Origin of the sequence: Falsibacillus pallidus, assembly GCF_003350505.1 — a bacterium.
Taxonomy (GTDB): Bacteria; Bacillota; Bacilli; order Bacillales; family DSM-25281; genus Falsibacillus; species Falsibacillus pallidus.
Map to the genome: position 1 here is coordinate 1 of NZ_QQAY01000010.1, position 12313 is coordinate 12313.

Sequence of the window (12313 nt, forward strand, 5' to 3'; positions counted from 1 at the left end):
ATCCCCAGCGGGGATAATATGGAGGAGCCGTATGCGATGACCCGCACGTACGGATCTGTGAGAGGCGCATGAATCATTCATGCGCCTACTCGATTTTATTAAATCATAGAAAAGTCTGAAAATTATGATGTAAAGGAGTCGTTTTTTCTTTAAAATAGAGATAATAAGCCGATATTTAAAATATCAATCACATGATCTATCTGTAGAATCGTAACTTGCAAATCATGCATCAATCAATAGGAAAAGGTGTGATGCCCATGCATTTATTCATAGGCCACTACAATGGTATATTGCTTCTTCTAGCTGTAGTCGTGTCCATTTTATCCTGCTACACAGGGGTAGATATCTATTTTCGACTTTATAGTAAAAAAGAATTGAACAAGCCAATCTGGATGGGAATCGGAGCGATTGTCATCGGAGTCGGGATTTGGACCACCCATTTCCTTGCGATGATGGCTATGGACTCATACGACATTTATTACTACTGGGAGTACGTTCTTTTGTCGCTGGTTGTGTCGATTGCAGCTGCATGGATCACCTTATACCTATGTATTAAAGCGGGGGATCGCGGGGACATCAAGCTTTTAGCCGGTCTTTGGACAGGTGTGGGGGTTGTCCTGGTCCATTACTTAGCCATGGAAGCAGTTAAAGGAGATGTAATCTATTCGCCGGGCTATACGGGGGTTTCTGTCCTGATTCCGTTACTCGGATGTGCCATTCTCTATTTATGGATACATAAGATGACACTGTCGAAGGAGGCTCCCACATCCTTCAGACTGAAAGTGGCTGCCGGAAGTCTATTGGCGTTAATCGTTCTCGTCATGCATTTTACGGCGATGGCCGGAACCTCCATTGAAGCTTCCATGCACCCCGGTACGAAAGGGAGCACCGTTTTCCTTTCGCTGGCTTTAGGAACTTTCACAACCCTGATATTATTCATTTTTATTTTCAGCTTCTTTATCTCTGACCGTTTTCAAATCCAGCGCGTCAAATTAGACGCGATCAAGCAAGACTACGAATCAAGCGAAGAGCGCTACAGCCACTTGGTAAATGTAACGCCGAGCGCAGTCATCGTCATTCAACAAGAAAAAATCGTCATGGCTAATCCTTCTGCAATCAAGGGATTGGGTGCAGAAAAGGCTGAAGATCTCCTTCATTGCCAAATCGGGCAGTTCATTCACATGGTAGACAATGAAAGATTCCGGCAATTCATGGATGAACTAAGGCTAACCAGCCAGAAAACCACTTGTTATCAATTTACCATCTGTACATTGGACAAGCGTGAACTGCTGATAGAAGGAACGTTTACATCTGTTGATTTTGAAGGCAAGAAAGCTTTCATGGTCATTGGAAGGGACATTACAGAAAGAACCAGGCTTCAGAAAAAATTCATGGAAAATAAGCAGCGATACAAATCGTTGTTTGAATATAATGCAGATGCTGTCTACTCCTTAGATGAAAAAGGGGTTTTCACCAGTGTCAACAATGCATGTGAAACGCTGTCAGGCTATACAAGGGATGAACTCCTTAAGCATTCTTTCAAGGAACTCGTTTGTGAAGAAAACCTGGAAGACTGCATCGATTTGTTTAGAGGCACTATGCAAGGGAATCCTTTGAAAGCAGAAGTTGCGATAATAAATAAAAATAGAGAGAAAATCTACCTGCATGTGACAAGCCTTCCGATTATTGTGGATAAAAAAATCGTTGGAGTCTATGGAATCGCAAAGGATATCACCGAGCAGAGAAAAGCATCGAAACTCATTAAGCAGCTGGCTTTCCACGATTACCTCACCGGTTTGCCCAACCGTAATATGCTCGAAACAAAAATTGAAGAAGCGATAGGAAAGAGCAGGGAGGCAAATGGATCATTCTCCTTATTCTGCATGGATCTCGATCGTTTCAAAGTCATCAATGATACGATGGGGCATCAGGTAGGGGACAAGCTTTTGAAAGAAGTGACGGTGAGGATTAAATCTTGCCTCACAGAGAAGGACGTGATCTTCCGTCCAGGCGGCGACGAATTTATCATTCTCTTTGACTCGGGCAGCCGGGAGAGCTCCCTTCACCTTGCAGAGAAATTGATTGAGGAAATCACAGCTCCTTTCAAGATACAGGAATATGATATTTTTACTTCCCCAAGCATCGGGATCAGTCTGTTCCCTGAGGATGGGGATGCGTTTGAAACCTTGATGAAACATGCCGAATTTGCCATGTATCAAGCGAAGAAAGCAGGAAAAAGCACGTATCGCTTCTACTCATCTCTTGAGAACGAGAAACTCTACAATCCTTTAAAACTTGAAATGGATCTTCATAAAGCGTTGGAGAAAAAAGAACTTATCCTTCATTATCAGCCAAAGATCAATTTGAAGACAGGGAAAGTAGAAGGCGTCGAGGCGTTAATTCGATGGATGCATCCGGTCCTAGATATGATTCCGCCGAATCACTTTATTCCGATTGCGGAGGAGACAGGATTAATTCTGCCGATTGGGAAATGGACGATGATCGAAGCCTGCAGAGCCAATAAAAAATGGCATGATCAAGGATTTACCGACCTTGTCGTATCCGTCAACCTTTCCGCAAGGCAGTTTTCTCAATTGAGCATTATTCAGACGGTGAAAGAAGCACTCGATGCATCGGGTCTGCCGGCGCAGTTTTTAGAGCTTGAAATCACCGAAAGCATGACAACGGACATTGAACGCGCGATCTTTATCCTGAAAGAGCTCAAGAAGCTTGGCATCTTAATCAGCATCGATGATTTTGGAACCGGATTCAGTTCCTTGAACTATCTCAAGGAATTCCCTGTCGATACACTCAAAATCGATAAATCGTTCATCCACGACCTGAGGGTGAATCCGCGAAACGAAACGATCGTTAAAACGATGATCTCCATGGCGCATAACTTAAACCTGAATGTGGTCGCAGAAGGGGTGGAATCAATCGATGAATTGATGTTCCTCCAAAATAATCTTTGCGACAGCGGCCAGGGCTTCCTGTTTTCAAGGCCGCTTCCTGGTGATGAGTGGCTGATTAAAGTAGAGGAAATGAAGCAGATTGTTACGGAATACGGCATTTCACAGGACGTGAATAACCGCATGTGGTACGAGGAATCCCTCCGTATGGCGCGCCAGGAGCTTCAGGAAACGGTAAGGCTGCAGCAGGGGATGACATTTAAGATTAGAAAAGTGAGCGGGAAATTCATACATACACTGGCGGATGGGGAATTGCTTTATAAGCTGGGTCTGACCCCGGAGAGAGTAATCGGGAAGGAATTAATCGAATTTGCTCCTGAGGAAATCGCCATCCGAAAAACCAAGTATTACGAACGTGCTTGGAATGGCGAAGAAAATGTGGCTTATGAAGGCGAAATGCAAGGGGTTGTCTATTTTGCAGCATTAAGTCCATTAAGGCGTAATGGAGAAATTAAAGAAGTCATTGCGTCGTGCGTCGATATCACGCAGAAGAAGCTTTTTGAGAAAGCTTTGATGGATAGTGAGGAGAGATATCGCCTCATCGCGGAAAATATGACGGATTTAATCACCCTGGTTGATGATAAGGGAGAAATTTTCTATGCTTCCCCTTCCCATCAAAATGTACTCGGGATCATGCCAAGTGAAATAACAGGGCAGGGAGTTTGGGACTATATCCATCCGGATGACCTTGAATCCGTGGCAGCAAGTTTCAAAGAAATTTTCCATAAAAGGGCCACGGTTCAGGCTGAGTACCGCTCCTACCATGCCGATGGCCACTGGATCTTGATTGAAGCAACAGGCACCCCGATCATGGATGAAGCAGGACGAATCCGGAATGTCGTCATTGTCTCTCGTGACATAACAGCAAAGAGGGAAGCGGAAATGCTTCTTTGGAAATCAGAAAAGTTGTCGGTCGTCGGTGAACTGGCGGCAGGCGTAGCGCATGAAATACGAAATCCGATTACGTCCATCAAGGGTTTTGTCCAGCTTTTTCAGCGGGGCATGGTGAAGGATGAATACTTCGATGTCATTTTGGCAGAATTCAATCGCCTGGAGGAAATCATCAAGGAATTCCTGACACTTGCGAAGCCGCAGGCCATTGAATGGAAAGAAACGAATATGCACCAGCTAATTCGGAATATGGCTGCTTTCATTGAATCTGAGGCCCTATTGAATCAGGTTGAGATTGTTCTCATGGAAAACGCTGAAAATCCTCTTGTCATCTGCGATCAAAATCAAATTAAGCAGGTCTTTATTAATTTGGCCAAGAACAGTATGGAAGCCATGCCGAATGGAGGGCTATTAACGATTTCCACCCTTCAGGAAAGAGAAGAATTGGTGATCAGGATACAGGACAATGGATTGGGCATCAGCCAGGAACGCATCGATCGTCTGGGCGAGCCTTTCTACAGCAATAAAGAGAAAGGTACAGGCCTTGGATTGATGGTGTCCTTCCGCATCATTAAGGAACATAAAGGGGCCATCCACATTTCAAGCGAAGAAGGAAAAGGCACGATCGTTGAAATCAGATTGCCGGTATGCGAAAACATGCCGATGATTTCTTGAAATCGTCCGTAGCAGGACTTGTCCATTTCTTTTCAGTAAGCGATAAGGTAAACTAAATATACCTATAACGGTATTTGAAGTCCGTTCCAATATGGGGCGGATTTTCTATGTTCATAATCTCGAATAAAGCGGGTTGATGAGTGCGAATGGAATGGTATCATATCGGGGCTTTTACGTTCCCTGCAACATGGGGTGCCTTTGTTTTTTCAGGCGTCCTGGCTGTACTTTTGACATATTTGATCAAGCAAGGAAAGCTGGCGGATATATACAGCAACGCGTTATTGCTGCTGCTTGCTTCCTGGAAGCTGAGCCAACTGATCTTCGATTTCCAAGGAACTGTTTCGAATCCGATTTCGCTGCTTTATTTTCATGGCGGGAGGAAAGGGTTCATTTTTGGACTGGCTTTAACGATGCTCTATCTTTATCGGAAAATCGAAAAGGAGCGATTCTCTACTGCAATCCTTTTCGGCATCACTGTTTATCAGGTCATGCTTTACGAATTGGCAAGCCGGATTTTGAACAATCAGACCGGCATTGGATTTTACGCATCATTAGCCGTTTTTGTGGTAGTGGCTCTGTTCGTTTGGAGGAAGTGGAACGATAGAATGTGGATGTTCCAGATGTCCATTTTATTCCTTTTGCTCCAAGGAATCATTTATGCATTAGAAGGAAAGCTGGCCAGTTTTAGCATGCTCGTTTACCTCGTCTTATTTGGTGTGTTTGCCATATTATTAAAAAAGGAGGTCAAGATATGAATCAAAGGCTATTTTCGATGATCGTCATGGTACTGCTGCTGGGCATTGCCATTATTCTTGTTTTGAATACATATAAAGATCGGGCGAATGATGAACCTTCTACTCCGGTACAAGAGGCTTCTCCCTCATCTGAACTGCAGTCTTCCGGGCTGGGTAAGGGGGATGTGGCGCCTGATTTTACTTTGAAGACGCTGGAGGGCAAGGAGAAAAGTTTGTCTGATTTTCGCGGGAAGAAGGTCATTTTAAATTTCTGGGCGACATGGTGTCCGCCATGCAAAGCTGAGATTCCTCATATGGTGAAATTTTATGGTGAGAACGCAAAGTCTTCCAACGTAGAAATTGTTGCTGTAAATTTGACTGCACAGGACAAGGGCGAGGAGACAATCAGGAATTTTGTTAAAGAATATAAAATGCCGTTCCCAGTGCTGCTGGATTCTGCTGGAGATATCGGTTCCAAATACGGGGCATTTGCGATCCCAACTTCGTACATCATTGATTCCAAAGGTGTGATCAGGGAAAAAATCGTTGGGCCGATGAATGAAGAAATGATGAGTGATTTGCTGAAAAATATCGAGTAGGGTGTATAATGGTCTCATAAACTTTTAGGGGTGGATTTGACCATGGATTTTCATACAAAATCAGTACATAGTACATCCAAAGAACGCGAACCGATCAAAAGCAAAACATCTCCGATTTACCAGACGTCCGTTTTTCGTTTCGATTCTCTTGATGAATTGGAAGGTTTTTATGAAGGGAAGTCTCCATATCTTTATACACGCACAGGGAATCCAAATACAGATGAACTGGGCACAGCTGTTGCGCAGCTTGAAGGAGCGCCTGCAGGGGTTGCCGCTTCATCCGGCTTGTCCGCCATTTTGGCCGGGTTCCTGTCTGTCGTCCAAAGCGGGGAACACATTGTAGCGGCGGATGATGTGTACGGAGGCACCTATCATATGCTTAATCATGAATTGAAATCCATGGGTGTGGAAACGACATTTGTTGATTTCCGCCATGAAGAAGAGATTCGTGCAGCCATCAAACCGAATACAAAGCTATTATTCTCTGAAAGCATTTCGAATCCGTTTTTAAGGGTAGAGGACTTGAAAATGGTCGCTGCTTTAGGGAAAGAATTCGGGCTAAAGACCATGATCGACAATACATTTGCAACGCCCTTACTTCTCAAGCCATATCAGCTTGGCGTGAACCTGGTCGTCCACAGCGCTACGAAATATATCGGCGGGCACAGTGATGTATCGGCGGGTGTGCTTACGGGGGATGAAGAATTGATCCAGAAGGCGCGCGAAAAAGTGGTCAACTATGGTATGAATCTCAGCCCATTTGAAGCATGGCTTGCCTGCAGGGGGATCAAGACCCTTGCGCTGAGAATGGAGCGCCAGTCTTCCAATGCGGAAGCCCTTGCGAATGCACTTAAAAAGCATGATGGGGTCAAAACCGTTTATTATCCGGAGGTAGTGTCCCCTGAAGGGAAAGGCGCAATCGTCACGATAGAACTTTCTGAGAAGGGAAATCACCGCACGTTTTTTGATGCGCTTGATTGGATCAAAATCGTTCCATCCCTTGCTGGCGTTGAAACAACCGTTTCTTACCCGCTCGGAACGTCCCACCGCGCACTGCCGCCTGAAGCACTCGAGAAGCTCGGGATCAATGAGCGCGTCGTTCGGATTTCTGTCGGGATCGAGGGTGCCAACGATATCATCGCTCAGTTTGAAAAAGCTCTGGATACTGCTCTCGAAGCATAAACCCTCTCATAACTCGTCCATCCCTTGCATATATTGAACTACCACGACATCGCACTTCGTTTGGTGCGGTGTTTTTATATTCAATGGCAAAGGAGGATGAATATGAATCGGAAATGGCTGGCAATATGGACATCGTGCTGTCTGCTGATCGGAGCGGGGGGAGCTTATGGAGGATTGATGTTGGCAGGATACGAAAAAACTGGATCACCGGCTGCCAAAGAGGAAAAAAAGACAGAGAAGAAAGCAGTCGGAAAAGACCTTACTGCAAATGCAGAATGGGGAAAACTCGAACAAGCCTATAACCTGATCCTTGACCGCTACGTTCAAAAAGTGGAGCCGGATCAGCTCATACAGGGGGCCATCACCGGAATGGTCGAAACCCTTAAGGATCCATATTCTGTTTATATGGATGCCAAAACGGCCGCACAGTTCAACGACTCCCTTTCTTCTTCATTTGAAGGAATCGGAGCGGAAATCACCATGCAGGACGGAAAAATCATGATCATGTCCCCTTTCAAAAATTCCCCAGCAGAAAAAGCGGGATTGAAGGCGAAGGATCAAATCCTGAAGGTGAACGGGGAATCGGTCGAAGGGCTCGATTTATATGAAGCAACATTGAAGATTAGAGGAAAGAAAGGGACAGAAGTAAAATTGGAGATTGCCAGGGAAGGTGCAGCCCAACCGTTGAACATATCCGTGAAGCGGGACGAAATTCCGGTTGAAACGGTCCATGCCAAGATGAAAAAAGAAGACGGAAAACAAATTGGCTATATCGAAATCACTTCATTTGCCGAGCATACGGCAGAGGACTTTTCCGAAGCATTAAAGGGATTGGAAGAGAAAAAAATCGATGGCTTGATTCTCGATGTCCGTGGCAATCCGGGAGGCTTTCTGTCCAGTGTCGAGGCAATCCTGAAGCAATTTGTGACCGATACGAAGCCATACGTCCAAATTGAAGAGCGCAATGGCGAGAAGCTTCGTTATTTCTCTACATTGAAAAAAAGCAAGCCCTATCCGATCGTCGTGCTAGTGGATAAAGGCAGTGCTTCCGCTGCTGAAATCCTGGCAGGAGCCTTGAAAGAAGCGGAAGGCTACACCCTTGTCGGAGAAAAAACATTCGGAAAAGGAACCGTCCAGCAAGCCGTTTCCATGAAGGACGGAAGCAATATCAAACTCACGATGTACAAATGGCTGACGCCGAATGGAAACTGGATCCATCATAAAGGGATCGAGCCGAATATCACCGTGAGGCAGCCTGAATACTTCTCGGCTCACCCGCTCCAAATCGAGGAGCCGCTCAAGCTTGATATGAACAGCGAACAGGTGAAAAATGCGCAGGAAATGCTGCAGGGACTCGGGTACGGACCGGGCCGGATCGACGGCTACTACAGCCAGCAGACTCAAAAAGCCGTTGCTGCATTCCAAATCCAGAATAAGCTGAGAGACACCGGCGTCCTGGATGAAAAAACCGCTCGACTGCTTGAAAAGAAAATCGCCGACGCTATGCAAAAGGATGACAACGACATCCAGCTCCAGGCAGCACTCCGCATCATCACCAAATAAATCGACAAAAATCGGGAGGCGCCTCCCGATTTTTCTTTTTTTCAGGCCAAACTATGGATAGGTTTATCGCCGGGTATTTGGTAGAATAGATAGTAATATAATCGGAGTGTTTTACATAGCTGGTGTTAGGGATGGTGATTTTACGTTGGTGCAGGTTTGGTTGGTCGAGCTTTTGAAAGGGTTCGGGAAGTTCTTTCTCAATCCTTTGTTTTATTATTCTATTATTCTTGCAGTAACTGCGGGTGTCCTCAGGGTCAAGAGGGAACGGAAGGATTTCCATGTCCGGGTCTACGATATTTTCCTCGAACTGCGTTATGTCTTTCCGCTCAGCCTGCTGATTGGTCTGATTTACTCTATCATTTCCATCGGCACAGGCTTTTCGCTGCCGACAACGGCAATCATCGTGATCGGAGTCATGACATTTCTCATGAGTCTCCCGATGGGGTTTCGTCTACTGTCGCCGGCTTATACGATCGGTCTTTCCTTTTTCCTGCTGCTTGCGGGGAGCTATTTTAACTGGGCCATCCCATTCCTTGATTTTTCAAACATGGATGGCGCCTTTCTCACTGGGATTGCGCTTCTTTTAGGATTCCTGCTTATTGCGGAAGGACTTTTTGTTTTCCGAAACGGTGCGCACAACACGTCGCCGCGGCTTCGCAAAAGTCCTAGGGGATTGACGGTCGGTGCTCATCAGGCAAGAAGACTGTGGGTTGTCCCATTATTCCTGCTCATTCCGACAGGAGATATCACGCCGCCATTCAGCTGGTGGCCCGTCGTTCATTGGGGATCCGAAACTTATTCGATTTTGCTCGTCCCGTTCATGGTCGGATTCCAGCTTCGCATTCAAAGCACCCTTCCTGTGATCGCCATCAAACAGGTCGGAAAAAACGTTTTGTGGCTTGGAATTCTCGTATTGGCCATTGCCGCTGGAGCATTATGGGTGCCAATCCTGGCTGTGATTGCTTCCGCAGCAGCCTTGCTGGGAAGGGAAATCATTTCTTACCGCCATCGAATTCATGAACAGGGTCATCCGTTCTACTTCTCTCCGAAATCTACCGGATTGACTGTGCTCGGCGTTCTTCCAGGTTCGCCGGCAGCCAAAATGGCCCTGCAAATCGGGGAAACCATCCAAAAGGTCAACGGCATGGAAGTGTCGGATGAACGCGGCTTCTACCAGGCGCTGCAGCAGAACAGCGCCCACTGCAAGCTCGTCGTCATCGACGTAAACGGACAGATCCGCTTCACCCAGTGCGCCTTGTACGAAGGCGAGCATCATGAACTCGGCGTTTTGTTTATTGAAAAGAACCAGCGCTGGCACGAGGATGCAATTTAAAAATTTTGATCCCGAAACCGAGCATGAATCGCAATGATTCCATGCTCGGTTTTTATATGGGGAGATTTGAATAGGGAAAATATGTTAAGGTGAATATATATAAATCATTTTAGAAGAAAGGTAGTTGTAAATGAAAAAATCATTCATAGGAATGGCGATGGTATTAATCTTGCTCCTGGCCGCCTGCGGAAACTCCTCGGAAAAATCAAATGAAGAGTCTGACAACCAGCAGAAAGAAACTCAATCTGCTGAAAACACAAATCCTCCAGAAGATAATGAAAAGAATGATACAACTGAACAAACCGAAAAAGACTCCTCCGCGAACACGGGGAGTCTAAAGGAAGACTATCTCAAGAAACTAAACGAAGCCAAAAAAGAAACGGAAGAAATGCGTAAAAACCCGACAGACAGCAGTACATATGCATTAAAGAACATAGAAGGGAACTTGTTCGATAAATGGGACGGATTGCTGAATGAAATTTATCAAGTCTTAATCAAACAGCTTCCTTCCGATAAGATGGACCAGGTCAGAAAAGAACAGCGTGAATGGATCAAGTACAGGGATAAGACGGCGAAAGAGGCGTCCTTGAAATACAAAGGCGGCACGCAGGAACAATTAGAGTATGTCGCAGTTGAAAACAACCTGACAGCTGATCGATGCTTTGAATTGGTTGAAAAATATATGAAATAATCATTATCTTGTTGAGGTGCGGTGGTCGACCGGGGTTCGGGGTGTTTGCTCCCAACTTTCGGGCTTGACCGCCGCACTTTTTGAGTTAACCGCTCAACTTTCGGGCTCGACCGCCGCACTTTCGGCGATAACCGCTCAGCAATCCAAAATATGTAAAATAGTGAGAGGAGTTACCCCGCAGATTTATTCCTCAAAACCGTGATAAACCCATCCAATATTTGATGACTCACCGCAAAACCCTTTCGATTGTAAAATTCCAAGGCATCTTCATTTCCGTTCGACACAAAAATGAACAAATCTTCCACATCCTCGAATTGCTTCAGCCATTCCATGGACATGTTGAACAACTTCGACCCCACGCCGTATTTCCGATATTCCTCTTTGATGTAGAACTGGGATAGGCAGCCGACATTTTGGCGGCTGACGGAATCCATGTCAAAGAAAACGGCAAAGTTGCTGTCGTAGGCTTTTTTTGGCGAAATGTTGGAATAGACGTAGCCGACAGGTTTCTCGCCATCTTTCACCAGCACGATATAATTATGGATGGCTTTTTCAACCGAAGGGATCATCCTTGTTTCAAAGTTCATGCTGTCGAACAGCTCAGGGGTGATAGAAGCTTTTGATTTTTGAAAGACCATCAATTCGTTGCACAAATCCCTGCACTTTTCCGCGTCGTCTGCTGATAAAACTTCATAAGTTAGATTCATTATTTTCCCTCCTCATGTAGTGAATGTTCATATAAATCCATTTTAAAACAAACAATAGACAATGACGAACTTAAATGGAGTCGAAGAACCTATAGTTTCCAGTTTGAAATATGCTGCAAGAGGGAAGCAACTATCATAGACATAGGAGGGTATTATGAAAAAATTCATCACGATTATACTAATTGTGGTCATTGCTGGAGCGATCCTTTCCTGGGCGATGGCGCTGAGTAATAAAAAGGATAAAGAAGCAAAAGAGAAAATGACAACATCTAGAGTTACAGCACTCGGCGATTCCTTGACCTATGGGTTGAATGACAGGCCAGAGGGAGGATATGCGGGCGATCTTCAAAAAGTCCTTTCGAAAAAACACAAGGGAATCGTAAAAGTCTCGAACTTCGGGATTCCTGACCAGCAGACAGATGGACTCCTCCATCAATTGAAATATGGAAAGGCGCGCAAAAGCCTAAGTAACGCAGATTATATCATTATGTTCATAGGAACGAATGACTTAATCGAAAGCAACGGCGGGAACCTTTCGGAAATCCATCAAGCTAAAATCGATCAAGGGAAGAAGGACTATTTAAATAACTTGGATAACATTTTTAAAATCATCAGGGACAAAAATCCAGATGCCCCGATCTTGTTTTTAGGTTTGTATAACCCATATCCGGATTCACAGAAAATCCAAAGCGTTGTTGATGAGTGGAATGATACGAGCCGCTCCTTCACTGATAAATATCCAAATGTAAAATTCATTGCCACAGATGGCATTTTGAAAGAAAAATCAGCACAATATTTCAGCGATTCGCTGCATCCCAACAAAAAAGGCTATGACCTGATTGCGAAAAGAATCCTGAAGGAATACAACTTCAAATAACACGGTGCCCCTGATTTCAGGGGCCTTTTTCATTCGAACAAAACCGGACACCAGGCACCAAAAAGCACCTCACACAATTAATTTGATTTTTT

At 45.0% G+C, this 12313-nt stretch carries 9 protein-coding genes; 8 read left to right on the forward strand and 1 reads right to left on the reverse strand.

Annotation, left to right across the window (positions count from 1 at the left end; all coding sequences use genetic code 11):
* The first annotated feature begins 257 nt into the window (after positions 1–257).
* The 7 genes from DFR59_RS13960 to DFR59_RS13990 all read left to right on the forward strand — a co-directional run bounded on the left by DFR59_RS13960 (position 258) and on the right by DFR59_RS13990 (position 10637).
* On the forward strand, positions 258–4535 hold the full coding sequence (locus tag DFR59_RS13960; RefSeq protein ID WP_158538393.1) for an EAL domain-containing protein: 4278 nt from the start codon (positions 258–260) through the stop codon (positions 4533–4535).
* A 146-nt stretch (positions 4536–4681) separates the two neighbouring features.
* Entirely contained in the window at positions 4682–5290 is a 609-nt protein-coding gene (locus DFR59_RS13965) for a hypothetical protein (protein WP_114746287.1), read from the forward strand.
* On the forward strand, positions 5287–5868 hold the full coding sequence (locus DFR59_RS13970; protein WP_114746288.1) for a peroxiredoxin family protein: 582 nt from the start codon (positions 5287–5289) through the stop codon (positions 5866–5868). Before DFR59_RS13965 ends, DFR59_RS13970 begins: the two co-directional genes overlap by 4 nt.
* Positions 5869–5910: 42 nt before the next feature.
* On the forward strand, positions 5911–7050 hold the full coding sequence (locus tag DFR59_RS13975) for a trans-sulfuration enzyme family protein (RefSeq protein ID WP_114746289.1): 1140 nt from the start codon (positions 5911–5913) through the stop codon (positions 7048–7050).
* A gap of 102 nt (positions 7051–7152) precedes the next feature.
* Positions 7153–8613, forward strand: coding sequence for a S41 family peptidase (locus DFR59_RS13980; RefSeq protein WP_114746290.1), 1461 nt, complete (start codon positions 7153–7155; stop codon positions 8611–8613).
* Between the two features lie 148 nt (positions 8614–8761).
* Positions 8762–9946 (forward strand): PDZ domain-containing protein, encoded by a 1185-nt coding sequence (locus DFR59_RS13985; RefSeq protein ID WP_245948494.1) that lies wholly within the window; start codon positions 8762–8764, stop codon positions 9944–9946.
* Positions 9947–10076: 130 nt separating this feature from the next.
* Positions 10077–10637 (forward strand): lysozyme inhibitor LprI family protein, encoded by a 561-nt coding sequence (locus DFR59_RS13990; protein WP_114746292.1) that lies wholly within the window; start codon positions 10077–10079, stop codon positions 10635–10637.
* Positions 10638–10807: 170 nt separating this feature from the next.
* On the opposite strand, the gene DFR59_RS13995 is transcribed toward DFR59_RS13990, so the two are convergent.
* Complete coding sequence (locus tag DFR59_RS13995; protein WP_114746293.1) at positions 10808–11344, reverse strand: GNAT family N-acetyltransferase; 537 nt, start codon at positions 11342–11344, stop codon at positions 10808–10810.
* 154 nt (positions 11345–11498) lie between these two features.
* Here DFR59_RS13995 and DFR59_RS14000 point away from each other — a divergent pair, with 154 nt between their 5' ends.
* The gene (locus DFR59_RS14000; protein ID WP_114746294.1) at positions 11499–12221 is read left to right on the forward strand and encodes a DUF459 domain-containing protein; all 723 of its coding nucleotides are present in this window, start codon (positions 11499–11501) and stop codon (positions 12219–12221) included.
* Positions 12222–12313 lie beyond the last annotated feature (92 nt).

Excerpts from the sequence above, each read along its gene's own strand:
- DFR59_RS13975 (WP_114746289.1), top strand. The coding sequence starts at position 5,911 with ATGGATTTTCATACAAAATCAGTACATAGTACATCCAAAGAACGCGAA.
- DFR59_RS13965 (WP_114746287.1), top strand. The coding sequence starts at position 4,682 with ATGGAATGGTATCATATCGGGGCTTTTACGTTCCCTGCAACATGGGGT.
- DFR59_RS13990 (WP_114746292.1), top strand. The coding sequence starts at position 10,077 with ATGAAAAAATCATTCATAGGAATGGCGATGGTATTAATCTTGCTCCTG.
- DFR59_RS13980 (WP_114746290.1), top strand. The coding sequence starts at position 7,153 with ATGAATCGGAAATGGCTGGCAATATGGACATCGTGCTGTCTGCTGATC.
- DFR59_RS14000 (WP_114746294.1), top strand. The coding sequence starts at position 11,499 with ATGAAAAAATTCATCACGATTATACTAATTGTGGTCATTGCTGGAGCG.
- DFR59_RS13960 (WP_158538393.1), top strand. The coding sequence starts at position 258 with ATGCATTTATTCATAGGCCACTACAATGGTATATTGCTTCTTCTAGCT.
- DFR59_RS13970 (WP_114746288.1), top strand. The coding sequence starts at position 5,287 with ATGAATCAAAGGCTATTTTCGATGATCGTCATGGTACTGCTGCTGGGC.
- DFR59_RS13995 (WP_114746293.1), bottom strand. The coding sequence starts at position 11,344 with ATGAATCTAACTTATGAAGTTTTATCAGCAGACGACGCGGAAAAGTGC.